The sequence below is a fragment of the Paraburkholderia phenoliruptrix genome (genome assembly GCF_047325075.1).
Classification (GTDB): domain Bacteria; phylum Pseudomonadota; class Gammaproteobacteria; order Burkholderiales; family Burkholderiaceae; genus Paraburkholderia; species Paraburkholderia phenoliruptrix.
Window position 1 is genome coordinate 117707 of the sequence record NZ_CP168530.1, and the last position, 25467, is coordinate 143173.

The 25467-nt window shown below is 62.7% G+C and carries 22 protein-coding genes; 11 read left to right on the plus strand and 11 right to left on the minus strand.

Annotated elements, in window-relative coordinates; translation table 11 throughout:
* Positions 1-14: 14 nt before the first annotated feature.
* The gene (locus ACEN8U_RS00530; RefSeq protein WP_013591521.1) at positions 15-1136 is read right to left on the minus strand and encodes a 4-hydroxyphenylpyruvate dioxygenase family protein; all 1122 of its coding nucleotides are present in this window, start codon (positions 1134-1136) and stop codon (positions 15-17) included.
* Positions 1137-1409: 273 nt separating this feature from the next.
* Positions 1410-2408: a pca operon transcription factor PcaQ gene (pcaQ, locus tag ACEN8U_RS00535; protein ID WP_035483749.1), complete on the minus strand. Its 999-nt coding sequence runs from the start codon at positions 2406-2408 to the stop codon at positions 1410-1412.
* A gap of 107 nt (positions 2409-2515) precedes the next feature.
* Between pcaQ and pcaH the strand changes: the two genes are divergently transcribed.
* Both pcaH and pcaG read left to right on the plus strand, forming a co-directional pair.
* Positions 2516-3220, plus strand: coding sequence for a protocatechuate 3,4-dioxygenase subunit beta (gene pcaH / locus ACEN8U_RS00540; protein WP_013591519.1), 705 nt, complete (start codon positions 2516-2518; stop codon positions 3218-3220).
* Positions 3221-3223: 3 nt separating this feature from the next.
* Positions 3224-3811: a protocatechuate 3,4-dioxygenase subunit alpha gene (gene pcaG, locus ACEN8U_RS00545; protein ID WP_028361761.1), complete on the plus strand. Its 588-nt coding sequence runs from the start codon at positions 3224-3226 to the stop codon at positions 3809-3811.
* Between the two features lie 136 nt (positions 3812-3947).
* Here the strand turns inward: pcaG and ACEN8U_RS00550 are convergent, their stop codons facing one another.
* Positions 3948-5192 (minus strand): serine hydrolase, encoded by a 1245-nt coding sequence (locus tag ACEN8U_RS00550; RefSeq protein ID WP_310111759.1) that lies wholly within the window; start codon positions 5190-5192, stop codon positions 3948-3950.
* Between the two features lie 164 nt (positions 5193-5356).
* The gene (locus tag ACEN8U_RS00555) at positions 5357-5623 is read right to left on the minus strand and encodes an H-NS family nucleoid-associated regulatory protein (RefSeq protein ID WP_310111756.1); all 267 of its coding nucleotides are present in this window, start codon (positions 5621-5623) and stop codon (positions 5357-5359) included.
* Positions 5624-6110: 487 nt separating this feature from the next.
* Between ACEN8U_RS00555 and ACEN8U_RS00560 the strand changes: the two genes are divergently transcribed.
* From ACEN8U_RS00560 to ACEN8U_RS00575, 4 genes are all read left to right on the plus strand, one after another.
* Entirely contained in the window at positions 6111-6746 is a 636-nt protein-coding gene (locus ACEN8U_RS00560; protein WP_310111755.1) for a LysE family translocator, read from the plus strand.
* 274 nt (positions 6747-7020) lie between these two features.
* Positions 7021-7224, plus strand: coding sequence for a cold-shock protein (locus ACEN8U_RS00565; protein ID WP_013591514.1), 204 nt, complete (start codon positions 7021-7023; stop codon positions 7222-7224).
* 290 nt (positions 7225-7514) lie between these two features.
* Entirely contained in the window at positions 7515-7739 is a 225-nt protein-coding gene (locus ACEN8U_RS00570) for a hypothetical protein (RefSeq protein WP_310111754.1), read from the plus strand.
* A gap of 202 nt (positions 7740-7941) precedes the next feature.
* A complete protein-coding gene (locus ACEN8U_RS00575; protein WP_310111752.1) occupies positions 7942-9501 on the plus strand; it encodes a methyl-accepting chemotaxis protein in 1560 nt (519 codons plus the stop codon).
* A 121-nt stretch (positions 9502-9622) separates the two neighbouring features.
* Here the strand turns inward: ACEN8U_RS00575 and ACEN8U_RS00580 are convergent, their stop codons facing one another.
* The gene (locus ACEN8U_RS00580; RefSeq protein ID WP_013591511.1) at positions 9623-10765 is read right to left on the minus strand and encodes a porin; all 1143 of its coding nucleotides are present in this window, start codon (positions 10763-10765) and stop codon (positions 9623-9625) included.
* 206 nt (positions 10766-10971) lie between these two features.
* Between ACEN8U_RS00580 and ACEN8U_RS00585 the strand changes: the two genes are divergently transcribed.
* Positions 10972-11199, plus strand: coding sequence for a hypothetical protein (locus ACEN8U_RS00585; protein ID WP_310111751.1), 228 nt, complete (start codon positions 10972-10974; stop codon positions 11197-11199).
* A 355-nt stretch (positions 11200-11554) separates the two neighbouring features.
* On the opposite strand, the gene ACEN8U_RS00590 is transcribed toward ACEN8U_RS00585, so the two are convergent.
* Positions 11555-11725: a hypothetical protein gene (locus ACEN8U_RS00590; protein ID WP_309586541.1), complete on the minus strand. Its 171-nt coding sequence runs from the start codon at positions 11723-11725 to the stop codon at positions 11555-11557.
* A 789-nt stretch (positions 11726-12514) separates the two neighbouring features.
* Here ACEN8U_RS00590 and ACEN8U_RS00595 point away from each other — a divergent pair.
* The 3 genes from ACEN8U_RS00595 (at position 12515) to ACEN8U_RS00605 (ending at position 16022) form a co-directional block, all read left to right on the plus strand.
* Positions 12515-13834: an MFS transporter gene (locus ACEN8U_RS00595; RefSeq protein WP_310111750.1), complete on the plus strand. Its 1320-nt coding sequence runs from the start codon at positions 12515-12517 to the stop codon at positions 13832-13834.
* A 46-nt stretch (positions 13835-13880) separates the two neighbouring features.
* Entirely contained in the window at positions 13881-14834 is a 954-nt protein-coding gene (locus ACEN8U_RS00600) for a dihydrodipicolinate synthase family protein (protein WP_310111748.1), read from the plus strand.
* A 93-nt stretch (positions 14835-14927) separates the two neighbouring features.
* Positions 14928-16022, plus strand: coding sequence for a LacI family DNA-binding transcriptional regulator (locus ACEN8U_RS00605; RefSeq protein ID WP_310111744.1), 1095 nt, complete (start codon positions 14928-14930; stop codon positions 16020-16022).
* On the opposite strand, the gene ACEN8U_RS00610 is transcribed toward ACEN8U_RS00605, so the two are convergent.
* The 5 genes from ACEN8U_RS00610 to ACEN8U_RS00630 all read right to left on the minus strand — a co-directional run bounded on the left by ACEN8U_RS00610 (position 16019) and on the right by ACEN8U_RS00630 (position 24377).
* Positions 16019-17227 carry a PLP-dependent aminotransferase family protein gene (locus tag ACEN8U_RS00610; RefSeq protein ID WP_310111742.1) on the minus strand — a complete coding sequence of 403 codons (1209 nt, stop codon included), beginning with the start codon at positions 17225-17227 and terminating at the stop codon, positions 16019-16021. The genes ACEN8U_RS00605 and ACEN8U_RS00610 overlap by 4 nt on opposite strands.
* A gap of 193 nt (positions 17228-17420) precedes the next feature.
* Positions 17421-18593: an FAD-binding oxidoreductase gene (locus ACEN8U_RS00615; RefSeq protein WP_310111739.1), complete on the minus strand. Its 1173-nt coding sequence runs from the start codon at positions 18591-18593 to the stop codon at positions 17421-17423.
* Positions 18594-18665: 72 nt separating this feature from the next.
* The gene (locus tag ACEN8U_RS00620; protein ID WP_310111737.1) at positions 18666-20165 is read right to left on the minus strand and encodes an aldehyde dehydrogenase family protein; all 1500 of its coding nucleotides are present in this window, start codon (positions 20163-20165) and stop codon (positions 18666-18668) included.
* 161 nt (positions 20166-20326) lie between these two features.
* Positions 20327-23323: an FAD-binding and (Fe-S)-binding domain-containing protein gene (locus ACEN8U_RS00625; RefSeq protein WP_310111734.1), complete on the minus strand. Its 2997-nt coding sequence runs from the start codon at positions 23321-23323 to the stop codon at positions 20327-20329.
* Between the two features lie 25 nt (positions 23324-23348).
* Complete coding sequence (locus ACEN8U_RS00630) at positions 23349-24377, minus strand: DUF1338 domain-containing protein (protein ID WP_310111732.1); 1029 nt, start codon at positions 24375-24377, stop codon at positions 23349-23351.
* Positions 24378-24528: 151 nt separating this feature from the next.
* Here ACEN8U_RS00630 and ACEN8U_RS00635 point away from each other — a divergent pair, with 151 nt between their 5' ends.
* Complete coding sequence (locus ACEN8U_RS00635) at positions 24529-25449, plus strand: LysR family transcriptional regulator (protein WP_310111730.1); 921 nt, start codon at positions 24529-24531, stop codon at positions 25447-25449.
* Positions 25450-25467: the final 18 nt, after the last annotated feature.

Genomic DNA, 25467 nt, shown 5'->3' on the forward strand with positions numbered 1-25467 from the left:
GCGATTTCCGCGCGTCACGCGCGGGCCTGGGCAAGCGCGTTAAGATTGCCCTCGCCGAATCCATGGTGCCCCTGGCGTTGCACGATCTCGAAGAAAATCTCGCCGGCGCGGCGACGCACGAAGGTCTGGAAGAACAATTGCGGTACGCCGTCGGCGCCGATCTCGCCATCCACGAGAACGTGCGTGCGCTTCAGCCGCGCGACGTCGAGACCATGTCCCGGCAAACGCGCGTCCAACTGCTCGTAGTAGCGCGGCGGCGGCTCCACGAACTCGACGCCGTTGGCCAGCAGCTGCTCGACGCAACTGAAGATATCGTCCGTTGCCAGCGCAATGTGCTGCACGCCCTCGCCCGGATGATCGGGCAAGTACTGGTGCATCAAATCGGTCCGGCGCGTGCCCTCTTCATAGAGCGGAATGCGGATCGCGCCGCACGGCGACACCATCACGCGCGATTCCGCCGACACGTGCCAGTTGGCGTGCAGTTCGTGGATCTCGCGGAAATTCAGCAGATCGCGATAGAAGTCGAGCCACTCCTGCATGCGACCCTGCCCGACCGTTTGCGTCAGATGATCCACAGCGATAAGGCCGGTGCCCGCGTGGCTCAGGTCCGCGTGTGCGGTATCGATCTGTATCGGACGGAAGTCGATGTCGAAGATGGAGATATCGCCGAGTCCGCCGCGCTGGCCCCCGCGCCCGCGCCAACGGTCGACGAAGTAGATGTGCGAGTCGCCAATGCCCTGAATCGCCGGAATCAGCAGCTCGCCAGCGCCGATGCGCTCGCCTTCGAACGCCCACGCGCCCAGTTCGATTGCGCGGTCGAAAGCGCGCTGCGCGTCGGCCACGCGAATGCCGATCGCGCAAATGCCCGCGCCATATTCCTCGGCGTAGCGCGCGGCGAATGAATCCGGCTCCGCGTTGATGAGGAAATTCATTTCGCCCTGCCGGTAGAGCGTGACGTCTTTGCTGATGTGGCGCGCAATCGCCTTGAAGCCGAGCCGGGTGAACGTGTCGCCAAGCGCCTGCGGATCGCGCGAGGCGAATTCCACGAATTCCAAGCCGGCCGTGCCGAGCGGATTGTGCTCGGGCGCGGACACGGCGCGAAGCGCGGCCTCGGGAGTGGGCAAGTCGCTGGGCATGGCAATCTCCTTTACTGTCTTTCGAGGCTGACTTTCGAGGCTGACTTTCGACGCTGTCTTCCGCGCTGTTTCACATATTGCTGATCGCGTGCAAACCGCGCTGAACTCGCAGTGTGACACTGCCCGAGCGATGTGACGCGACGTCGCTCGGTCGTCGGCGGTTTATGCCCGTGTTTTTACACCGGCTCGCGCCCGCTTCGCAACTTCATTTTGTACTGAATGGTTCACCACGGCGGCGCATTGCGCGCGCGTTCAAGCCACGCGCCGAACCTGTCAGCTTGCGGGCGCCGTGCGGCGCACCCGCTTGCGTGGCACTTTGCTCGCCGCCACGCCGCCGCTCGCCGCCATCCTCAATTGCGCGACTTCCCGCACGGCGTCGATAAACGCTCGCCCCACCGGCGAAGGCTGCGTGTCGGAGCGCCGGATCAGGCCGACGGGTTCGTCGGTGCCCGCAAACGGCAGCGGCAGGCGCACGAACATGCCGTGCGCGAGTTCGTATTCCACCGCGCTCAGCGGCACGAACCAGACGGCGTCGTTCTCGAGCGTCAATGCACGGCCCGTCGAAACCGACAATACTTCGACAAACGCGGACAACGGCAGCACGCCCCATGCGCTCAACAGACTGTCCGCCGACTGCCGGATCAGCGTGCCGAACGGCGGCAATACCACCGGAAAATCCTGCAGGGCAGCGGACGGCAGGCCCGGCGCGGCATCGAGCGGATGCCCTGCCCGCACGACGGCGATCAACGGCTCGCTGAACAACTGCTCGAAACTGAGGCCGACCATTCGCTCGGGATCGGCGAGCCGGCCGACCGCGAATTCGATCGTGCCTGCTTTCAGGCGCTCGAGCAGTTCCGGATTCGCGCCGGTTGCGAGACGCACTATCACGCGCGGCCACAGCGACCCGAAGCGCTTGAGGACAGGCGGCATCAGCGCGCCGGCGACGGTCGGCAGAATGCCGACTTCGAGCGTGGCCGCAGCCGCGCCTTCCGCGCGCGCCAGCAGATCGACGCCCTGGCGCAGCGCGCTCACGCAGGCGCTCGCGTGCGGCATGAAGAGTTGCCCCTCGCGCGTCGGCACGGCGCCGTGACGGCCGCGCTCGAACAGTTTCACGCCGAGCATGGCTTCGAGTTCGGCGACCGTCTTCGAGACGGCGGGTTGCGTGATTGACAGGCTGTCAGCCGCCCGCTGGACGCTCCCGAACTGGGCCACGGCCAGAAAGCACTGCAGATGACGGAATTTGACGCGGCTGTCCGCGAGACTTCGTTGCATAACAGAAGGTTATACGAAAAGCGCCAAAACGTCATTTTTCATAACCGGACAGTTTGGATAAAGTGACTCCACAACGTCGTATCTCACAATCCCCGAAGGAGACACTGATGGACGATTCCTTTTTGAGCGCGCGCGATTTCGCGTCGCATCCCGAGTACATCTATCCGAGCTACGGTTCGTCGGTGAAACGCGGCCCGACTCGCCCGCTGATTCCGCTGAAGGAAAGGCTGCGCGACCAGCGCGTGCCCGTGTACGGCGCGGAAGACCTCGGCGCGCTCGACAACGATCTCACACGCAATGCGGTGCGCAACGGCGAACCGCTTGGCGAACGCATCATCGTGACGGGCCGCGTGCTCGACGAGGGCGGCCGCCCGGTGCGCAACACGCTCGTCGAAATCTGGCAGGCCAACGCGGCGGGCCGCTATGTGCACAAGGTCGATCAGCACGACGCGCCGCTCGATCCGAACTTCCTCGGCGCGGGCCGCTGCATCACGGACAACGAAGGCCGTTATCGTTTTCTGACGATCAAACCCGGCGCCTACCCGTGGGGCAATCACCCGAACGCGTGGCGTCCGAATCACATTCACTTTTCGCTGTTCGGCGAGCACTTCGGCTCGCGCCTCGTCACGCAAATGTATTTCCCGGGCGACCCGCTGCTCGCGTTCGATCCGATCTTTCAAGGCACGCCCGAGCACGCGCGCGACCGTCTGATCGCGAACTTCTCGCTCGACACCACGCAAGAGGCCTACGCGCTCGGCTACGACTTCGACATCGTGCTGCGCGGCCGCAACGAAACTCCGATGGAGCGCTAAGCCATGACCACTCTCAAGCAAACGCCCTCCCAGACGGTGGGACCGTACTTCGCGTACGGCCTGTGCCCGCAGCAATACGACTTCGACTTCAAGAGCCTGTTCACGCCGGTCCTGGCGGACCGCGAGGCCGCCGGCGAACACATCACGCTGGTCGGCCAGGTGTTCGACGGCGACGGCAACGCAATCGGCGACGCCATGCTCGAAGTGTCGCAAGTGGACGCGAACGGCCGCTATCCGGAGTCGCGCGAAGAAATCCTGAAGAGCGGTTTTCGCGGCTTTGCGCGGGTCGGCACGGGCACGGATCCGCACAAGCGCTTTGTCGTGGAAACCATCAAGCCCGGCCGCGTGAGCGCGGACGAGGCGCCGCATCTGAATGTAATCGTCACGATGCGCGGCATGCTGCTGCACACGTTCACGCGCATCTATTTCGAGGACGAAGCCGAAGCAAACGCGCGCGATCCGGTATTGACGGCCGTTCCCGCCGATCGCCGCGACACCTTGATTGCGCGCCGCGATCCGAACACGGCCAACGTGTATCGCTTCGACATCCACATGCAGGGCGACAAGGAAACGGTATTTTTCGACCTGTAACGCGGATTTTCTATACTTTCATTCAGCTTTCACCTACACTGAAGGCGATCCGTCCTGCGACTGGATCACGAAACTCCGAGTAGTTAAGCCCGCCTTGCGCGGGCTTTTTTTCGCGCCTGCTTAAGACCGCCGCGCTTCACTGTAACGAGCAGCGCAGCCAGCGGCGGATTCGGATTACGTCCGCAATATGGTCGCGCGGACCCGGTGCGCCCAGCACGACAATGTCGATGGGTCTGCCGTGCACCCTCATTCTGACGACCACGCAGTGCCCCGCCTCATTGATAAAGCCGGTTTTCTGCAGCACGATCGACCGGTCGCCGCTTCTCACGAGTGCATTGGAGTTGTGATAGCTCAGGCTCGCGCGCGGGCCGCCAGGAAAGACCATCTGATCGCGGTCCGTCGAATACGCGCGAATCAGCGGATAGCGGCTCGCCGCAGCCACGAGCCGAGCGAGGTCGCGCGCCGTCGATACGTTACGCGGCGACAAGCCGGTGCCATTCACGAACGACGTGCGGCGCATGCCGAGCGCGCGCGCCTTGGCGTTCATCGCGGCGACAAAGCCGGGTCGGCCGCCGGCGTAGTCGCGGCTCAACGCGGCCGCCGCGCGATTCTCCGACGACATCAGCGCAATATGCAGCATGTCGTGGCGAGACAGCACCGAGCCCACGCTCAGACGCGAACCGGTGAACTTGTCGAAATCCTGATCCTGAACCGTGACGCGAAGCGGCGCATCGAGCGCATGGCGCGCATCGAGCGACACGACCGCCGTCATTAATTTGGATACCGAAGCAATCGGCATCACGCGATCGGCCTCTTTTTCGGTGAGCACGGTCTGCGTTCGCTCGTCGACGACAAACACGGAGCGCGCACGCAACAATGCGCGCGACCTTGGCGTATAGCCGCAGCGCGGCAACAGGCGCAGGCCCGCGTGCGCCGTTCCTGCGGCGTTTATCCCATTGCGTGAAGCCGCCGGCTGCCGGTTGCCCTGCACTTGCATGCCCGCCGCGCGCCTCGGACTGCGCGGCTCGCGTGCGATGCGCGCGGCCTGCCGGCGCGATTTGGGCGCGAGCTTGCTTGCATGCAGCGAATGCTCATGTTGGACACCATGCCTGCGCTTGTGTGCGACGCGCTGCCGTGCCTTGCGCGCAACGGCTTTTTTCGCTTTGCCGCCGTTATGCGCTTTCACCTTCGATACAGGTCGCGCGGGCGGCGAGACATGACGGTTTGCGCCCACCGACGCATGCCGGACCGGCTCGTGTGTCGCGCCGAACGTCCAGCCGACGTTCAGCCACAACAAGCCGATTACGGCGACATAACGAAGCCAGACAGCGAAATGAAAATGTGGAAATGGCGATGAAGGCGTGGATTGACGGTACGGCATGCAGCTTCCAGTTCTGTGCCGCGCGCCCATCGGGGAGAAAGGAAATAGCGCGCCGCCGGCAACGACCCGGGGATGTTAAGGGAGATCGCCTGCACGATCAACGACCAGGGCACACGCCGGCGGCTCTGCAACCGGCCCGCAGACTGCAGTCGCTCCGCTCGCGCTCAGCAGCGGAAGTGGTCGATGTTCTGTCCCGCGTAAATAGCGCGCGCGAGCCAGTCCGGCTTGTCGCCATGTCCGTCCCACGTATTGCCGAACGCGTCGCGATACATGACTGCGCGTTTCGCATTGGCGTCCGCCTCGATCGACTCGGCGAGCGCTTCAATTGTGATGCCGTATTCGTCCATGCGCCGGCGTATCCACACGACGAGGCGTTCACGCGCATTTCCGTCCTGCTCGAACAGCCGTTGTTGTTCTTCTCGCTCTTTCATGAGTACCGATATCGCAGCTAATAATGCTCGCGGTGGAAATAAAATGGGCTTGGCTAAAAGAACGCGAAGCCTGCGCGCTATTCACGCATGATGGACATGCACTGCGTGCAAGCGAAACTTGCAACGCCTCTCCCGATGCGCAAAAATCGCATCTGGAAATCATGCATATAAAATCCTGGATTTGGGGGATCCGCCGCCATTGCTCGAACCGCGCCCGCGTGCCCCGGTGCCCCGAAGCAGCTTCAGCGTATGGAAGGCGATTCTAGCATTCAAATAATTTTGCTTGCAGCCAGCGTGGACGCCCTTGTATTCAGTAGGGCTTCTTATTGGTTATTGCATTATGCGTATCGTCGACGTGAAGGCGATGCAGTAAAGCAGAGAGCATCAGCCCAGCGTCCGTGCTATGTTCCGACGACACTGTGCGACACTGCGCATTCAAAACCCACGCACAGGAAAACGTACGAAAACTCGGGAAGGAGACATCGCCATGCCAGCCTCAACTGCCGTCCTCACCATCCTCGCTGCGCTGCTATTAGGCGCGATGAGTCCGGGACCGAGCTTCGTCATCGTCGCGCGCAATGCAATCGGTCTGTCGCGCGGCGACGGTCTTGCAACGGCCCTCGGCATGGGAATCGGCGGCGTGTTTTTTAGCGGTATCGCGTTGCTCGGCTTATACACGTTGCTGGCCACCGTCGAATGGCTTTATATCGGCCTTAAAGTGGCCGGCGGGCTCTACCTGGTTTATCTGGCCTCGAAGATCTGGCGCGGCGCCGCCCAACCGCTTGCATTCGACGCGGCCCAACGCGCCTCGACCAATCCACGCAAATCGTTCTGGATTGGCCTCAGCACGCAACTCAGCAATCCGAAAACAGCGGTGTACTACGGCAGTATCTTCGCCGCGCTTTTGCCGCAGCATCCGCCGCTGTGGTGTTATTTCGCGTTGCCGCCCGCGATCTTCGGTATCGAGGCGGGCTGGTACACCGTTGTCGCCCTGTGCTTTTCGAGCAAGCGTCCGCGCGAAATCTATCTGCAGTGGAAGGCCTGGATCGATCGCATCGCCGCGAGTGCGGTCGCCGCTCTCGGCTTGCGTCTCATCGTGACGGCGCACAAAGTGGGCATCTGACACTGCGTCCAGAAAAGCGGCTTGGCCGGTGGCCGCGGCAAGCCGGCCGCAAACAGGGTCACATAGGTGAGCGCGAACACAGAGAACAGTTACAAGTTAAATGTTGACGCTGGTGTGCCACAGCGGTTACTGTGGCACCCGAAGTTCAAGAAGTTCGATTGCTGTTCATCAATGTCTCGCTCCCTCAGCGGTATTCGTTGTCCTCTCCCTCCTTGACGCTTCTCCCGCTCTTTCGCAGGGCATATTTTCTATTTTCTTTTCTCAAGGATTCTTCATGGATACCGGTACCGTTAAGTGGTTCAACGACAGCAAAGGCTTTGGCTTCATCACTCCGGACAAGGGCGGCGACGACCTGTTCGCGCACTTCTCCGAAATCCGTGCCGACGGCTTCAAGACGCTCGCTGAAAATCAGAAGGTGAGCTTCGAAACGAAGCAAGGCCCCAAGGGTCTGCAAGCGGCCAACATCAAGCCGCTCTAAGTCAAGTTTGAAGGGCTCGGTGTCCCGCATCGGACACCGGGCTGCAGCGACATCCTCGCGGAGCTTCATCTCCCACAGTTGGCGCGCGATCGCTTTGGAGTTGCAGCCGTACCGGCAACTCGCCTGAGCGCCAAACGCCTCGTTGCACCTCATTCCCCGTTCGGCTTCAACGCCTTTTAGCTTTTCGGCTGCGTTCTGATTCGGCTCGCAATGGCTTCGAATCGGCTCGTCCGCGCGACTCAATGGAAGTTCGCACGGCGGGCGCGCACTCGCACATTATTAAAATATAAATGCAAAACAAACATATTCATCATTACAACGGCTATGCCGTCAAACCTTCGGCGCATCGTCTGCCCGACGGTAGTTTCTCGTCCAACCTGCTGCTCGAACGCGCCGACAGTGCGCGCAACGAAGGCTTGTATCAGTTCTATTCACTCGATTATTTCGCCGACGAAGAAGAGGCCCTCCAGCATTCCGCACGCTGGGCGCACGAGTGGGTCGATACGCGCGGTTGACGTAACAATGAGCGCGCAAAGTTCGGCGTTCTGACTTTTTACCGCTTTCTGAAGAGGCACGGCTTCGCAACAGCCGCGCCTTGCCTGCCCAATTCTGCGGCACGCGGATAAAGAATCCGCTTCGACAGCCGTTATGCGAACTATGGCGCGGCCTCGCCCGCGCCTCTCCCATTTCGCGCTCAACGCACTGTCGAATCCAATAATGAACCGACTGACACTGAAACAGAAGTTGTGGGTGCCGCTGCTGCTTTGCTGGGCGGCGCTGCTGATCGTCACCGTAGTCAACGCGTTCGAAGCGCGTAGCGCGCAGATGGACGCACGCCGCTCGGCGCTTGCCGATGTCACCGACATGGCGGCGTCGATCGTCGCCGATTACGCGAAGCAGGCCGACGCCGGCAAGCTTTCCGTCGACGACGCCAGGCAGCAGGCCATCGCCCGCGTCGTCGCACAGCGCTACGGCACGTCCGGCTACGTGACGATCGTGCGCAGCGACTCGGTGATGGTCGCTCACCCGATGAGCCCGCAGCTCAACGGCAAGGACATGAGCGGCTTTCGCGACGCCAAGGGTAACGCGCTGTACCACGACATCGCCGCGGCAGGCGGTTCCGCCGAAGGCTCCGGCTACCTGCGCTACTGGTGGCCGAAACCCGGCGAGACGAAGCCGAGCGAAAAAATCGGCTATGTGAAGCGCTTCGCTCCGTGGAACTGGGACTTTATCGCCGGTGCCTATATGGACGACATCCAGGCGCAGTTCTACAGGACGCTGCTGCGCTCCGGCGCCATGCTGCTGGTGCTGGGGGTGCTGGTGTCGTTCGTCGCGTCGCGCGTGGTGCGCAACGTGTCGCGCTCGATCGGCGGCGAGCCGTCCGCGGCGGCGCACATCGCCATGCGCATCGCGCGCGGCGACCTGGCCACGCCTATCGACTTGCGCCGCGACGACTCGTCGAGCCTGCTCTTCTCGTTGCGCGAAATGCGCGATCAACTCGCGGCCACCGTCGCGCGCATCAAGAGTTCGGCGGAGACGATCACGGTGGCGTCGAAGGAAATCGCCGCAGGCAACCTCGACCTGTCGAGCCGCACCGAAGAACAGGCCGCGTCGTTGCAGCAAACCGCCGCCAGCATGGACGAACTCACCAAGACCGTCACGCAGAACGCCGACAACGCGGCAACCGCGTCCGAGCTGGCGAAGGACGCGTCGAGCGTCGCTGCGCGCGGCGGCGAAGTCGTCAACGATGTGGTCGAGAAAATGGCCGGCATTACGGAAAGTTCGCGCAAGATCGGCGAAATCATCAACGTGATCGAAGGCATTGCGTTCCAGACGAACATTCTTGCGCTCAATGCCGCCGTGGAAGCCGCACGCGCCGGTGAGGAAGGCCGCGGCTTCGCGGTCGTGGCGGGCGAGGTTCGCAATCTCGCGCAACGCAGCGCGACGGCAGCCAAAGAGATCAAGGTGCTGATCGATCAGTCCGTCGAACAGGTCGGCGAAGGTTCGACGCTGGCCGGCAAGGCGGGCAGCACGATCGGCGAGGTGGTCGAGGCCGTGCGCCGGGTCACGGCGATCATGAACGAGATCTCGGCGGCTTCGAAGGAACAAAGCTCCGGCATCGGCGAAGTGAACCTCGCGATTCGCCAGATGGACGACGTTACGCAGCGCAACGCGGCGCTAGTCGAGCAGGCCGCGGCCGCCGCAGGGTCGCTCGACGAGCAGACCGAGCAGTTGCGCGAAGCCGTCGCCGTGTTCAAGGTCGGACAGCCCGCCTGATCGCGGGAGCCGACTGACGAGAAGCCGCGGGTTGCGATTGCGTCGCACGGGTTTCTCGCAGGCATAAAAAAAGGTGCCGCGAACGGCACCTTTTTGTACAACAAGCAGCTTCTGCGGAAGCTTAGAAGCGGTGACGCAGACCGACCGTAGCAGCCGTCTGGTTCTTCGACGACGACGGAGCTTGCGTAATGTCGCCGCTGTAGATCGAAGCGACACCGCCGTCGCCCATTGCGTGCTGGTACACGGCTTGAGCGTAGACGTCCGTACGACGCGACAGCGCGTAGTCAGCCTGCAGGCCGATCTGGTGGTAACGCACCGAGCTCGAGCCGCCGTTTGCAGCAACGCCGTAGCCCTTGCCGTCCGTGAACGTGTAGGCAACGCCCAGGCCCAGAGCCGGGGTCAGGTTGTACTTGCCGTTGACTTCGTAGTTGTTGGCACGCAGCGATTGCTGAACGCCTGCCACGTTGTCGATGCGCGATTGCGTCCACGCCAGACCGACCGTAGCCGGGCCGAACGAGTACGAACCCGCTGCGCCGAATTCACGCTGACGGAAGTTGCCGGCGAGACCCAGGAACGCGCCGTCCGAAGCGCCGCCGTTCGTTGCCGTGCCTGCTGCGTTCGTCGCGCCCGGGTTGTTCTGCTGTGCGTAAGCAGCGCCCAAACGCAGACCTTGCCACTGGTAGGCAGCGCCCAAGCTGTATTCGCGGTTGTTCGCGAATGCGCCAGCCTGGTTCGAGAAGCCGTACGTGCCGCCGAACGTGAAGCCAGCGTAGTTCGCGCTCGTGTACTTGACCGAGTTGTTGACCGCGAAGCCGCCGTTCGTGTTCAGGTTGTCGTTGTTGAACGGATGCGCGAAGTACGTGCCGCCCCAGCTGCCGGTTGCGGTCAGCGGTGCGAGGAAGTCTTGCGCTGCGTCGTATTGACGGCCCAGCGTGACGGTACCGAATTGTGCGCTCGACAGACCGACGAAGGCCTGACGGTTGAACATGCCGTTGTTGTTCGCGAAGCGGCCGTTGTTGACGTTAAAACCGCTTTCCAACGTGAAGATCGCCTTCAGGCCGTTGCCCAGGTCTTCCGAGCCGCGCAGACCGAAGCGGCTTTGGTCGATGCCGCCGCTGCCGGCTGCCCACTTCGAATTGTGAGCAACGTTGCTCGTGTAGGTCACGCCGGCGTCCAGCAGGCCGTACAGGGTGACGCTGCTCTGTGCGTGAGCGACGGAAGCGAACGATGCGGCAACCGCAACGACGATAAGACTCTTTTTCATGCGTGGGACTCCTGTTCGATAAATTTCGCAAGGGGAGCGAGACCGGCCTCGACAGCGCAGCAAGGCGCCGCCGCCCTTAGCCGAACCCTCGTGGAACGGCCGGGCACCCTTTAAACGAAGCGTGAGTGTAGGGGGACACCCTAATACCGGCGCGGACAATTCACGCAACACGGTCTTGCCGGATCGGCAATAATCCAACAGGGGTCTTGGCTAAGTGCTTGTTTTTATATGGTAAAGCAGGGAAACTGGCGCGCATGCCGCCAGCGCTAGACAAAAACTATTGGCAACTTTTCAATAAACCAAGTTGCGCAAATGCAACAGGTTGTAATACCCACGAAGTAATCAGCGAGATGAAAAGCCCATTAAAAACTGCAAGCGCTGCTTATGAATTGAGCAACTGGAACGCGCAGAAAGACCCCATCATTTTATTTTAAGAGATTGGGAACTTAGTTCAATCGATATTGTCCGCTAAACACCGCATATTCATCTCGGCACTTAATGCCACCTTCCGCGCGGCAAATGAAAAGCCGCCTCTCAGGCGGCTCTCGCGCGATCACGGCGAAGACGCCGTATTGGGCTTATTTCTCTCTATTTAATCAGTGAAGCCCTCAGCACGGGCGTGTCCGGAGGTGAACTGCGGCGCCGACCGCCGCGTGACTTACCCGGTGCTGAAAGCGGACGGCAATGCATCGAACAGCCTTCCATCTACATTAACGGCACGGCCGTTCGTCTTTTGACGCCGTAGTTTCCCTAATTCCAACACCGGTCTGCGTAACGTTGTGCTCCTGCCTAGGACTCGTCCTCGGCCTCGCCGAGCGCATCTTCGTCCTCGGGAGAGCTGCCGGGCGCGAGCGGATCGGTTTGCGGCGTGCCGGGCAGCGGGCGCGGCTGCTCGTCAGGCGCATCGAGCGGCTCATTCGACGGGTCGGCGACGGGGTCTATCGTGGGGTCGGTTTGCATGATGGGCTCCTGTGGAAGGGAACGTCTCCCATCCCAAGGGGCGCAACGGCTATACCCGCTGTAGGCTGCTTCCTTCCGCGCCCTACCAGCCTGGCTCGCCAATGTAGAAACTGCCCACAGTCGATGCTGAATTTCAAGCGTCGTCGGTGTACCGGACTACAGTGCAGCAAGGATCGTCGGCGCGAGCGGGCCGATTGTCCGCCGTGCCAACCAGAAAAGGCTCGAGGCCGAAGAGCCATGCAAAGCAGAAGGTGATGCGCGCAAGCAGGCTGAGCGGCCGCCGTCGCGCGCGTTCGACGACGCCCGAAAGCGGCGCGGCCAGCATGGATTCGGGCTGCGAAAAGTCAGTAGCGGTCTGGTTGTGTCGCATGGTGGGAGTGTTATTGATCTTGTCGGGACGCGGAGCTCTAGCAACGCGCGTGCCAGGCGTGGCGCGGCGAATGTTGTCGTGCTCGCTGCGAGTCGGCGGCCGGTTCGTCGGTCGGTGTTTACCCGCTAACCCGTTGTTCGTACTTGCACACGGGCAAAACGCGACACAGAATGTAAGCGCTATCATTCGACCGTGGCAGCTTGGCACCCCCTCCTTCGGAAGTACCAGCTCAGCATCGCGTGTAAATGTAAGCGCTACCATAACCGCGGGCCTGCACCAGTGCGGTAGACATCGCAGCAAAAAGGGCAAAGACCCTGCCCCACCGCGCGTTCCCGGCAACGCGCGATTTCTGGCCGCCCGGCATCGCATCGGCGCGGCCGCCCTAGCCGAACCGCAAACATGAAACGGAGACAACGATCATGAGCGCAACCCCCAGTCACGAGCAGGCCCCGCCCAAAATCCGCCGCGCGCAGGTCGTGGCGCTCACGCTCCTGATGGTGAGCGGCATCGTCAATTACCTGGACCGCGGCACGCTCGCCGTCGCCAATCCGTTGATCCGTCACGACATGGGCCTGACGCTCGGGCAGATGGGCGTGCTGCTCTCGGCGTTCTCGTGGAGCTATGCGCTCTTTCAGCTGCCGGTCGGCGGGCTCGTCGACAGGATCGGGCCGCGCAAGCTGCTCGGCATGGGCCTGATCCTGTGGTCGCTTGCGCAGGCGGCCGGCGGCTTCGTGTCCACCTTCGGCTGGTTCGTGCTCGCGCGAATTCTGCTCGGGATCGGCGAAGCGCCGCAGTTTCCCTCGGCGGCTCGCGTGGTGAGCAACTGGTTTCCGCTGCGCGAACGCGGCAAGCCGACCGGCGTCTTCAACTCCGCGTCGCCGCTCGGGACCGCGCTCGCGCCGCTCTGCCTCTCGGTGCTCGTCGTGAATTTCCACTGGCGCTGGGCCTTCATCGTGACGGGCATCACGGGCCTCGTCGTGGCGGCCGTGTGGTTCGCGCTCTACCGCGACCCGGCCAAGGCGACCATGAGCGAAGCCGAACGCCGCTATCTGGCAGGCGATGAAGCCGACCGCAAGCCGGCGCCCGCCGTCACTTTCGCCGACTGGCGCTCGCTCTTTTCGCACGCCACCACATGGGGCATGCTGATCGGCTTTTTCGGCTCCGTCTACCTGAACTGGGTCTACCTCACGTGGCTGCCCGGCTATCTGACGATGGAGCGTCACATGAGCCTGATGCACACGGGCGTCGCGGCATCGGTGCCGTTCTTTTGTGGCTTTCTCGGTGCGCTCACGGCCGGCTGGTTTTCGGATCTGATCACGAGCCGCAGCGCGAGCCCGGTCGCGAGCCGCCGCAATGCCGTGGTGATTGCGATGCTCGGCATGGTCGCGTTCACGATTCCGGCGGCGCTCGTCGAAAGCAATACGCTCGCGATCGTGTGCATCTCCGTTGTGATCTTTCTGGCCAACGCGGCGTCCGCGAGTTCGTGGGCGCTCGCCACGGCCGCCGCACCGCCGAACCGCGTCGGCTCGCTCGGCGCGATCCAGAATTTCGGCGGGTTTCTCGGCGGCGCGCTCGCGCCCATCTTCACCGGCTATATCGCGCAGACGTGGTCCTTTGTGCCGGCGCTGCTGACCGCCGCGGGCATCGCCTTCGTCGGCGCAATGAGCTACCTGCTGCTGGTGCGCAAACCGATCGCCGACGAACCCGCCGCCAACGAACCCATGCAGGCGCCGGCATGAACACATGGCCCGCCCGCCTCACGCACTCTCTTCAGGAGCACTGAACATGACAATCGCGCAGCAAGCCTGTCCGTCCATTGAAGGCATCGTCCCGGTGATGCTGACGCCGTTCGACGACTCGGGCGCAATCGACTACGCCGGCCTCGAACGTCTGATCGAGTGGTACATCGCGCACGGATCGGACGCACTCTTCGCGGTCGCGCAGTCGAGCGAAATGCAGTTCCTCACGCTCGCCGAGCGCGGCGCGCTGGGACGCTTCGTCGTCGAAAAAGTGGCGGGCAGAATTCCCGTCGTGGTGTCCGGCCACATCAGCGACGACCCCGCCGCGCAAGCCGAAGAGCTGAACGTCGCTGCGGCCACGGGCGCGCAAGGCGTGGTGCTCGTGACTAACCGGCTGGATCCCGCCCGCGAGGGAACACGCGCGTTCGCCGCGAATCTCGAGCGGCTGCTCGCGCGTCTTCCCGCGGATGTGCCGCTTGGCCTCTATGAATGCCCAGCGCCGTATCGCCGGCTTCTTTCGGATGACGAACTAAAGCTATGCATCGACACAGGCCGCTTCATCATGTTAAAGGACGTGAGTTGCGATCTGCCGACCGTCAAACGCCGCGTCGCGCTCGCGCAGGGCTCGTCGCTCAAGATTCTGAACGCCAACGCGGCCATTGCGTGGGACGCGATGAAAGCCGGTTCGGCAGGCTTTAACGGCGTGTTCACGAACTTTCATCCGGACCTGTACCACTGGCTGCGCAACCACGCTGCACAGGACCCGGCGCTCGCCGAAGAACTCGCCACCTTCCTCGTGCTTGCCGCGGTCTCCGAATCGCTCGGCTACCCGGCGCTCGCCAAGATGTACCACCAGCGCATCGGCACCTTCCACTCGATTCGCTGCCGCGTGATCGACTACGACGTGCGCGAACGATTCTGGGCGCTCGATGCGATTCTCGACAAGATCGTCGCAGGCACCGAGCATTTTCGCGCGCGCATCGCGGCGCTGGGTGCGTAGCAACTGCCTCGGCGTTTCGTCGTCGCGATGACGCGGTGAAGCCCGCGGCGGTAAGATGTCAGGCTTCCCGTTTCGCGTTTGCTTTTCGAACTCATGTCAGACACGCCCGACTCGCCTGCCGCCGCTCGAACCCAGACCAGCCGTGTGCGTCGCGGCACGGGCCGCACGGTGCTTTCCGACGTCGCCAAGCTGGCGGGCGTGTCGACGGCGACGGTATCGCGCGTCTATAACGAGCCGGACAAAGTGTCCGCGGCCGTGCGCGAACGCGTCGAGCAGGCGGCAGTCGCGCTCAACTGGTTTCCCAACGCCGCCGGCCGCGCACTCGCGTCCACACGCAGCCACATCGCCGGCATCATCATTCCCACGCTCGACGACCAGGTGTTCGCTTCACAGGTAAGCGGCATGCAGGCCGCGTTCGCCGCACGTGGCATCACGCTCGTGCTGGGCTGTTCGAACTACGATCCGGCGCAGGCGCTCGTGCAGGTGCGCGCGATGCTCGCGCGCGGCGTCGAGGCGATGGCCGTGGTAGGCGAGGCGCATCCGCCCGAGCTCTTCGACGCATTGCGGCTTTATCGCGTGCCGTATGCGGTGACGTACGCGTATCGCAAAGACAGTCCGCATGATTGCATCGGTTTCGATAATTTCGCCGCCTATGTGCAGATGACCGAGCATCTGATCGGACTCGGCCACCGCTCGTTCGCCGTGTGCATCCAACCCACGCGCGACAACGACCGCGTGCAGGCGCGCCTTGCAGGCATTCGGGCAACGCTTGAACGGCACGGGCTCGCGGTGCGGCCGGAGCACCTGTGCGAAGGCGAATCCACCATCGCGTTCGGGCGCCGCAGTCTGCGCTCCATCTGGCAAGCGTCATGCGAACGCCCGAGTGCGATCATGTGCGGCAACGATCACATCGCGCTCGGCGTGCTGCGCGAAGCGCAAGAACTCGGCATTGCGATTCCGGGTGAACTGTCGGTGACGGGCTTCGACGATCTCGAGATAGGCAAGGCCATGCGCCCCACGCTCACGACGATGCGCGTGGACACCTACGAAATCGGCAAGCTCGCCGCGCAACATCTGCTTGATGTGCTCGACGGCAAGCGGCCGCAACACGGCCACGAAGTGCGGGCCGTGTTGCACGTCAGGGAGTCGTCAGGACCGGCGCGCGGAGCAGCCTCCGCGGGCGGCTAAGCACCGGCAGCCGGCAGCGACCCTGCGCGCTTTAACCGCCTCACGCCCTCTTCGATGTCGGCCATGCCCGGCGCCGCAAACGACAGCCGCAGCGACGCGGCATCGACGTTGTCCGCGAAAAACGCCTTGCCCGGCACAAACAGGATCTTGTTGCCAATTGCACGCTGCAAGAGCTCGGATGAGTCGGCGCCGCTTCCGGTGAGACGCGCCCAGACGAACATTCCGCCTTCGGGCCGATGAAACTGCAGCACGTCGCCGAGTTGCGCGTGCAGTGCATTGCATAGCGCCTCGCATTTGCGGCCGTACATCGCAGTAATACGCGGCAGGTGTCGTTCAAGCGCGCCGTCGGCCAGATACTCGGCGGCAATAGCCTGCGTCCACGGCGCGCTGCACAGGTCCACTGTCTGTTTTGCGATCACACAACGCCGTGCGATCTCCGCAGGTGCGATGGTCCAGCCCACGCGCAAGCCTGGCGCGACGATCTTCGACAGGCTCGCGAAATGAACCACCCAGTCGCGTGAACCCTGGACTTCTTCGGTGAGAGCGAGGATCGAGGGGACGGCTTCCCCGGAGAAACGCAGGTCGCCGTAGGGGTCGTCTTCGACGATAACGAACCTGTATTGCACCGCCAGCTTGAGCAACGCAATGCGGCGTTCGCGCGCCAGCGTGGCGCCAGTCGGATTCGCAAAGGTGGGCACCGTGTAGAGCAGCTTCGGTCGCGCGAGCGTGCCGGACCCGAGAAGCGTGGCGAGATGGTCGACGTCGAGGCCGTGGGCATCGACAGGAAGGGTCACCACTTTGGCCTGCTGAAGCCTGAGTGCCTGCAGCGTTGCGGGATACGCCGGCTGTTCGGTCAGCGCGACATCGCCAGGATTGACCAGCACGCGAAGCAACAGATCGAGTCCCTGCTGCGATCCCGTCGTGACAAGCATTTCGCTTGGCGCACAAGCCACGCCGCGACGCGCCATCAGATTCACGAGCTCACGCTTGAGGCCCGGCAAACCATCGGTCGGTCCGTACTGCAGACAGAGATTTGCATCGCGATAGGCGCGCGCCTCAGCCTGTTGCAGACCTTCCACGTCGAACAGATCGCTCGCGGGATAGCCGCCGGCAAACGAAATCATGCCCGGCTCGCCGAGATACTTGAACAGCTCGCGAATGGGAGAGCCCGAGGGATGCTGAAAAGGTGCGGTGAATTCGTACATGTTTGTCGTTGGCAAGGAACAGGGCGTTCAGACAGGCATTGTGGTCAGTCGCCACTTGCGCGGCAAACGATATCTATGCACTACGTAGTGAGCTTTTATCATCAAGCTCAATACTCCGCCGAATAAAAAAGGCCCGGCAGTTCGAATTGCCGGGCCGTTTTCACCCAAAAGAACCGCCTGGATAAGCGGCGCGCTACACCACGTTCTTTTCCACAATAGGACGATCTTCCAGCACGCGTTCCCAACTCAATGACGAGAGATCGAGCGACACATAGCGTCCGTTCAGAATCAGCTCGCTTACGCCGCGCCCGGTCGCCGGACCTTGCTGAAGGCCGTGGCCGCTATAACCGTTCGCAAACACGCAGTTCTCGATCTGCGGGTGATAGCCGATGATCGCGTTGTGGTCGAACACGTTGTATTCGTAGTACCCCGACCAGCAGTTCTCGACGCGCAGCGCCTCGAACTCCGGCACGCGGTGAGCAAGCGTCGGCCAGATGACGTCGTCGAAAAGAGCGTGGTCCACTTCGTCGAGCGGCAGGTCGTCCGGATCGTTGTCCGCGCTCGGCGAGGTGCCGCAAATATAGGTCTTTCCTTCAGGGCGGAAGTACACGCCGGTCGGATCGATCAGGAGCGGACAAGCCTCGAGCCGAGCCGGCGACGACACATTGAAAATGCTGCGGCGGCGCGCAAACACCGGAATGTCGATGTCCATCATCGCAGCGATCTTGCGCGCCCAGGCACCGGCGGCGTTCACCACCGTATCGCAGGCATAGCGCTCGCCGTTGCCGGCGATCACGTGCGTGACCTTGCGGCCTTCGCGAACCAGGCCTGTTACGTCGGCCGCCACATAGCGCGCGCCGAGCGACTGCGCCTTCTTGCGAAGCGCCTGCACGAGCCCATAGCCGTCGAACCAGCCTTCGCCGCTTTCCCCGAATGCGCCGGACACGAGGTCCTCGACATTCAGCCACGGGAATTTCGCCTTCAGCGCCTGTTGATCCAGCAGATTGATGTGCGCGCCGAGACTCTTCTGCAAAGCGTGATTCTCGCGCAACGTGGCGTCGCCGGCGGGCGTGGCGAGAAAGAGGTAGCCCCCTTCGTGCAGATCGATTGACGGCTTGTTGCCGTCCACTTCGAGAAGCTCGCCGATATTGCGCAGGAATTCGATACCGTACAGCGACATCTGAATCGACAGCGGCGTGGAAAATTGCTGCCGGATGGAAGCGGCCGATAACGCCGACGACGACTTCGCGTAACTCGGATCGCGCTCGATCACGGTCACGGAAACCGTCGGGTCGGAACCCCGCAAGAAATAAGCAATAGAACTGCCGATCACACCGCCGCCAACAATAACGACTTGAGAACTCACGACTTGCTCCAGATTGCACGCCTTAAAAAAACGGCCGTCTTGCAACGGCCGTGGATACGCAGCGCAATACGCTTAACCGATGTTGAAATCGATGCCTTGCGCAAGCGGCAGCGCCGACGAATAGTTGACCGTGTTGGTCGCGCGGCGCATATAGGCCTTCCACGAATCCGAGCCCGATTCGCGCCCGCCGCCGGTTTCCTTTTCGCCGCCGAACGCGCCGCCGATCTCCGCGCCGCTCGGGCCGATGTTCACGTTCGCGATACCGCAGTCGCTGCCCGATGCCGAGAGGAATCGCTCCGCTTCACGCAGGTCCGTGGTGAACACGCACGACGAAAGGCCGTGAACGGCGGCGTTGTTGCCATTGATCGCATCGTTGAAATCGCTGTACTTCAGCACATAAAGGATCGGCGCGAAGGTTTCCTTCAGCACGACGGGCGTCTGCGAGGGCATTTCGACGATAGCCGGGCGCACATAGAACGCCTTCTCGTTGCCCGCCACCGTGTGGCGCTCGCCGCCGAACACCTTGCCGCCTTCGCTCTTCGCCTGCTCGAGCGCAGCCTGCATGCGGTTGAACGACTGCTCGTCGATCAGCGGTCCCATCAGCACGCCCTGCTCGAGCGGATTGCCGATCACGACCTTGCTGTACAGCGTCTTTAAACGCTCGACGGCCTTATCGTAGACGCTTTCGTGCACGAACAGGCGGCGCAGCGTCGTGCAGCGCTGCCCCGCCGTGCCGACCGCCGAAAACACGATGCCGCGCAGCGCCAGTTCCAGATCCGCCGTGCCGGAAACGATGCCCGCGTTATTGCCGCCGAGTTCGAGAATCGAGCGGCCAAAGCGGCGCGCCACTTCCACGCCGACCGTGCGGCCCATTTCCGTGCTGCCCGTCGCGCTCACGATATTGGAGCGCGGATCGGCAACCAGCTTCGCGCCGACGTCGCGGCCGCCGTTGACGACGCACGTCAGGCCAGCCGGCGCATCGCCGAATTCCTTCAACGCGTCTTGCAGGATCTTGTCGACGGCGAGCGCGGTGAGCGGCGTCTTTTCCGACGGCTTCCAGATCACCGCATTGCCGCACACGAGCGCGAGCGCCGCATTCCACGACCACACGGCCGCCGGAAAGTTGAACGCCGAGATGACCGTGCACACGCCCATGGGATGCCACGTTTCAGCCATGCGGTGCCCCGGACGCTCAGACGCAATGGTCAGACCGTAAAGCTGCCGCGACATGCCGACCGCGAAGTCGCAGATGTCGATCATTTCCTGCACTTCGCCTAGACCTTCCTGAAGAATCTTGCCGGTCTCGAGCGTGATGATGCTGCCTAGCGCGTGCTTCTGCTCGCGCAACTTGTTGCCGAGCAGGCGCACCAACTCCCCGCGGCGCGGCGCCGGCACGTTGCGCCAGCTTGCGAAAGCCTGCTGCGCGTTGGCGAGCGCGGCGTCGACGTCGGCAACCGTCTTGCTCGCGACGCAGCCGATGAGTTCGCCGTTGATCGGCGAGTGAACGGCGATATCGCCCGCTTCAGCGAGGTGGGCAATGCCGAGTTCGGAGAGAATGGTCGATGCTTTCACGATTGAGACCTCTTTGAATTTCCAATACGAAATTTTGGTACGTTCGGAAACTATACACGCCTGGATTTTCGGCGGCAACCTCAACCGCGCGGCTTTGATTGCGCGTGACGCAGGCGGGGATTTCTGATCCGAAATGCCCGTTTGGTGCTTTCCTGGGCGGATCAGCTGGGAGCTGTCGCCGTCACCGGCTCCGCGCTCCGTTTCTGGTTTGATACAGGATAGGCCAGCGCCTGCATGGCCAGCTGCGCGATATGCAGCGACTGCCTTGCGGCTCCTTGCTGGATCTGCTCGCGACAGCTGAAACCGTTGGTCACGACAATCGCTTCGGAAGGCGCTTGCCGCACGAGCGGCAGGAGCTTGTGTTCGGCGATTTTCATCGACAGTTCGTAATGGTCCGCACTGAAACCGAATGAGCCGGCCATGCCGCAACAGCCGGTATCGAGCAGCGTCCAGCGCACGCCGAGCTTGTCGAGCAGGGCCGTATCGCCCTTCATGCCGAAGATCGATTTCTGATGACAATGCCCATGCACGACGACGTTCGCGTCGAACTGCGGCCATTCGAAATCCGCGCGCGCAACGAAATCGGAGAACAGGAAGGTCTGGTCCGAGAGCTTCTTTGCAATGGGATCGCCGGGAAGCTGCTTGAGCAGTTCGTCCTTGAAGACCGACAGGCATCCTGGTTCCAGTCCGACGACCGGCACGCCCGCGCGGATGTCGTCGGCGAGTTCGTTCACGGCGCTGCGCAGCAAGGCGCGCGCTTCGTCCAGCAGGCCGTAGTCGTACAACGGACGCCCACAGCAAAGGCGTTTGCGCGGCAATACGACCTGATAGCCGATGCGAGTCAGTACATCGAACGCGGCCGTCGCAATCTCGGGCGAAAAGTGGTCGTTGAACGTGTCGACCCACAGAATGACCTTGCGCGAAGGCTGATTCGCGCTCGCGGTACCGGCGCTAACCCGACGCTTCGACATCGCCCGGAAACTGCGCGGCGCAAACACCGGCAGGTGCCGCTTGGGCGCCACGCCCGCGAGCCACTTGCTGATCGGCGCGAACGGCTTGGCCGAGGTCATGAAATTGGTCACGCGCGCGAAGCGGCTCGCAAACGGCGCCCACTGACCGATGCGGCCCATGAACATCGCCTGACGTGGCCGACTGTGCCGCTCGTAGTAATGCGACAGGAATTCGGCCTTGTACGAGGCCATGTCGGTATGCGTCGGGCAATCGGATTTGCAGCCCTTGCACGCGAGGCATGCGTCGAGCGCCTCCTTGACTTCGACGCTGTTCCAGCCGTCCTTGATCACTTCGCCCTGCAGCATTTCCCAGAACAGATGCGCGCGCCCGCGCGTCGAGAACTTTTCCTCGCGCGTTGCGCGAAAGCTGGGGCACATCGTGCCGCCATCGAGCGAACGGCACTTGCCCATGCCGATGCAACGTTCCACCGCGCGCTGCATGCCGTCGCCCTCGGGGCTCGCGAACGTAAGCTTCGTCGTGAGCGTGACCGGCTTGTAGGCGGGTCCCATGCGGAGGTTTTCATCGGCACGATAGGCATGAACCACCTTGCCGGGATTCATGCGGTTCAGCGGATCCCAGATCGCCTTGAACTCCTCCATCGCCCGCATGATCTCGGGCCCATACATGATGGGCAGGAATTCGGCTTTGGCCTGGCCGTCGCCATGTTCGCCCGACAAGGAGCCGCCGAAATCAACCACGAGTTGCGCCGCCTCGCGCAAAAAGCTGCGCCATTTGCCGACGCCTTCGGCGCTCCGCACATCGAACGTGATGCGCGCGTGCACACAGCCGTCGCCGAAATGGCCGTACAGGCAGGTCTCGTAACCGAAGCGGTCCACGAGCGCCTTAAACTGGCGCAGATAATCGCCGAGGCGCAGCGGATCGACTGCCGCATCTTCCCAGCCGACCATCGGATCGGGCTTTGACGGATCGACCGACAGCGCAACCGCCGACGCGCCCGTTTCGCGAATCGACCAGATCTTTTGCTGCTTCTGCCTGTCCTCGACGACCAACCCGCTGATGCCCGCGCCCGCCGCGGCTGACTTGAAGTACAGCTCGGCTTCATGCGCTTGCGCGAGCGCCTCGGCCACCGTGTCGGCGCCGAATTCCAGCACGACCCATGCGTCGCCGTCCGGCAGCAGCGCGATCTCGTCGCGCTTCAAACCGCGCGCCTGCAGGCCGCGGATGATCGCGCGGTCGAGGCCTTCAATAGCGATCGGCGAAAAACGGTTGAAGTGAGGGACGGCATCCGCGGCGGTGTAAATGTCGCTGAAACCGAGCACGAGCAACACGCGGCACGCCGGGCTGTGCACGAGGCGCACCTTCGCCTGCAGCGTGACCGCGCAGGTTCCTTCAGTGCCGACCAGCGCACGTGCGACGTTAAAACCGTTTTCCGGCAACAACTGATCGAGATTGAACCCGGACACGCGGCGCCTGATTTGCGAAAACTCGCAGCGGATGCGCTCGGCGTAGCGGTCACGCAAGTCGCGCAGCTTCGCGTAGATCTCGCCCTGGCGGCCGCCTCGCGCGATGATCCGTTCCAGCTCCGCGTCCCCGGTCGGTCCGACCCAGAAGCGTGCGCCGTCATACGTCGCGATTTCCAGCGCCTCGATGTTCTCGACGGTCTTGCCGCCCATCACCGAGTGCGCGCCGCACGAGTTGTTCGCAATCATGCCGCCGAGCGTGCAACGGCTGTGCGTGGCCGGGTCGGGTGCAAACGTGAGGCCGTGCGCTTCGGCCGCATCGCGCAGCGTGTCGCAGATCACGCCCGGCTCGACGATAGCGGTTCGGTTTTGTGGATCGACGCTGACGACGCGATTCACATACTTGCTCGCGTCCGCCACCACCGCGACGTTCACGCACTGCCCGTTTTGCGAGGTACCGCCGCCTCGCGTCAGAAACGGCACGTCGTTGCGGCGGCACACGTCGAGCGCTGCAACGAGATCGTCCACGTCCGCGGGCACGACGACGCCCAATGGAACCTGCCGATAGTTCGACGCATCCGATGCGTACAAAGCCTTCGATCCCGCATCGAAGCGAACCTCGCCGCGCAGCGCGGCGCGCAAATCGGTTTCGACCTGTTGCAGCAGCCGTGCGCTTGCCTCGAAAGGCGCGGCGGGTTTCGCTGCATGTTCTCGCGCGTCGCTCACCGCTTTTCTCCCGGCGTCTCTAGCACTATTGCGCCGCGTTCGCGGTCATTTTGAAAATGCCTTGCGCGTTGCCGGCGTCGAAACGCAGGTCGGTGACCCAGCTGCGCGACGCCTGATCGAACGTGCGCTTGCGCGTAATGAACTCGTAGAACGAGCCCGGAACAGGGCGCGTGACGAGCTTGCCGCCCGCCGACCGGAATTGCCGCTCGACGGTATCCGCGCGATACGCCGTCTGAAACACGCGGCCCGAGCGGGAACGCTCGACCTCAGGCTTCATCGGCCGGCCCTTGCTCTTTTCTTCGTCGGACAGCGTGAAGACGTCTTCCACGCGGTCCGTCGCATGATTGAACGCGTTGCCCTCGGTCGAAATCCATGCCATTTCCGCGGATTCGCGCAACAGCACGTCGTAATCCGCCTCGCTCGGCACGTCGTGCTGACGCGCGAATGCACCGACAATCACGGGCAACAGCTGGTGAGCGGCGTCGATAGGCAGCGCGCCTTCGCGCTCCAGCTCCCACAGTTGCGAAACGGCGAGCGGCGTCAACGGGTCTTTCGACGAACTCACGACATTCGTCACCGCCTGCTGGAACTCGGTCGAAAAGCGCTCGGGATGCAGCTCGCTCACGAAGAACTGTGCGATTTCGTCCGGCGCATCGTCGTGCGCGTACGCGCGGCCCGTCATGCCCAGCTTGTCGAGCGGATAGCGGCCGTTCAGTCTGAACCCGAGTGGCCGGAGAATGCGGGTGAACGCCGCCTCACCGGGAGGCAGCGCGCCGTTGTGCGCCCAACGCACGGTACGCAACGCGCCGTGATCGAAGTAGACCGAGCCGCCGTTCGCAATGGCCTCGGTCGTGTAAGCGCGCCCATTTGGCGAGCGCTCCAGCAGATCTTCGAACAACGCCATGTTCATGGCCTGGGCGAGTTCGGCACGCGTGACGGTGCCGTCTTCCCAATCTTGCAGCGCCGTGGGGAATGTCAACGTCGAGAACAACGACTCGGTTTTTGCCGGACCCAGCAGCTTCAATAACAGGCGTTCAACGTTCGAATTGCGCATTTCTTTTCTCTCGCGGCACCGCGCCGCAACGGGAGTGTTCATCTGACGGACCGCCCATGGCAGCCAACCTTACGTGGACCGCATTATTCAAACTGTTGCGCGGTGCGTAAAGCGAGATTAAATTGTTACTTGATGATTTTTTGGAACTAACATGCGCAAGTTCAAGATTCCCAACATGAGTGCGCTGCTCGCTTTCGAAGCCGCCGCGCGGCACGAAAGCTTCACTCATGCGGCCAAAGAGCTGTTTTTGACGGAGAGCGCGGTTTCGCGGCAGATCGCGACGCTGGAGTCGAATCTGGGCGTGCGTCTTTTTGTTCGCTCGAAACAGCGCGTGATGCTGACTCGCGCGGGCCGTCTGTACGGCACGCAGGTGCGCCGCGCGCTCGAAAATCTGGATCGCGACACGCTGTCCATCATCGCGCACGGCAGCGGCGGCGGCTATCTCGAACTCGCCGTGCTGCCCACCTTCGCGTCGCAATGGTTGATTCCGAGAATGAAGGACTTCAACGACCGCAACCCGGATGTCCGGATCAACATGGGCATTCGCACGGACCTGTTCTCGTTCGAGGAATCGCATTTTGAAGCCGCCATTCACTATGGCAAACCGACGTGGCCTGGCACGTCTTCCGACTATCTGTTCGGCGAGGAAGTGGTGCCCGTGTGCTCGCCCTCGCTGCTTGAAAGGCGCATCAGAAAGCCGCACGAACTGCTGAGATACCCGCTGCTTCATTCGACCACGCGCCCCGACGCCTGGTCCCGCTGGTTCTCGAATGTCGGCGTGGAAGACAACGCGACCATGCAGGGCGTGCGCTACGAACTGCATTCCATGCTGATCAGCGCCGCCGCGGCAGGACTCGGCATGGCGCTCGTGCCCAAATTTTTCGTCGACGAACAACTCGCGCAGCTGGGTCTCGTGATTCCGTTCGCCGCCCCTGCCGCCCCTGCCGCCACCGTCGAGGAATCCGCGTACTACCTCGTCTATCCGACCGAGCTGAGCCACGGCAAACCACTGGAACTGTTCAGGTCATGGTTGCTGGACGAAGCCACCGCGTATAACGCGCGCACTCACTGATCGGCGCAAGGCCGATGC

What these genes read in the sequence shown, in the direction of transcription:
- ACEN8U_RS00530 (WP_013591521.1), bottom strand. Translation starts at nt 1,136, where the DNA reads ATGCCCAGCGACTTGCCCACTCCCGAGGCCGCGCTTCGCGCCGTGTCC.
- pcaQ (WP_035483749.1), bottom strand. Translation starts at nt 2,408, where the DNA reads ATGCAACGAAGTCTCGCGGACAGCCGCGTCAAATTCCGTCATCTGCAG.
- pcaH (WP_013591519.1), top strand. Translation starts at nt 2,516, where the DNA reads ATGGACGATTCCTTTTTGAGCGCGCGCGATTTCGCGTCGCATCCCGAG.
- pcaG (WP_028361761.1), top strand. Translation starts at nt 3,224, where the DNA reads ATGACCACTCTCAAGCAAACGCCCTCCCAGACGGTGGGACCGTACTTC.
- ACEN8U_RS00550 (WP_310111759.1), bottom strand. Translation starts at nt 5,192, where the DNA reads ATGCCGTACCGTCAATCCACGCCTTCATCGCCATTTCCACATTTTCAT.
- ACEN8U_RS00555 (WP_310111756.1), bottom strand. Translation starts at nt 5,623, where the DNA reads ATGAAAGAGCGAGAAGAACAACAACGGCTGTTCGAGCAGGACGGAAAT.
- ACEN8U_RS00560 (WP_310111755.1), top strand. Translation starts at nt 6,111, where the DNA reads ATGCCAGCCTCAACTGCCGTCCTCACCATCCTCGCTGCGCTGCTATTA.
- ACEN8U_RS00565 (WP_013591514.1), top strand. Translation starts at nt 7,021, where the DNA reads ATGGATACCGGTACCGTTAAGTGGTTCAACGACAGCAAAGGCTTTGGC.
- ACEN8U_RS00570 (WP_310111754.1), top strand. Translation starts at nt 7,515, where the DNA reads ATGCAAAACAAACATATTCATCATTACAACGGCTATGCCGTCAAACCT.
- ACEN8U_RS00575 (WP_310111752.1), top strand. Translation starts at nt 7,942, where the DNA reads ATGAACCGACTGACACTGAAACAGAAGTTGTGGGTGCCGCTGCTGCTT.
- ACEN8U_RS00580 (WP_013591511.1), bottom strand. Translation starts at nt 10,765, where the DNA reads ATGAAAAAGAGTCTTATCGTCGTTGCGGTTGCCGCATCGTTCGCTTCC.
- ACEN8U_RS00590 (WP_309586541.1), bottom strand. Translation starts at nt 11,725, where the DNA reads ATGCAAACCGACCCCACGATAGACCCCGTCGCCGACCCGTCGAATGAG.
- ACEN8U_RS00595 (WP_310111750.1), top strand. Translation starts at nt 12,515, where the DNA reads ATGAGCGCAACCCCCAGTCACGAGCAGGCCCCGCCCAAAATCCGCCGC.
- ACEN8U_RS00600 (WP_310111748.1), top strand. Translation starts at nt 13,881, where the DNA reads ATGACAATCGCGCAGCAAGCCTGTCCGTCCATTGAAGGCATCGTCCCG.
- ACEN8U_RS00605 (WP_310111744.1), top strand. Translation starts at nt 14,928, where the DNA reads ATGTCAGACACGCCCGACTCGCCTGCCGCCGCTCGAACCCAGACCAGC.
- ACEN8U_RS00610 (WP_310111742.1), bottom strand. Translation starts at nt 17,227, where the DNA reads ATGTACGAATTCACCGCACCTTTTCAGCATCCCTCGGGCTCTCCCATT.
- ACEN8U_RS00630 (WP_310111732.1), bottom strand. Translation starts at nt 24,377, where the DNA reads ATGCGCAATTCGAACGTTGAACGCCTGTTATTGAAGCTGCTGGGTCCG.
- ACEN8U_RS00635 (WP_310111730.1), top strand. Translation starts at nt 24,529, where the DNA reads ATGCGCAAGTTCAAGATTCCCAACATGAGTGCGCTGCTCGCTTTCGAA.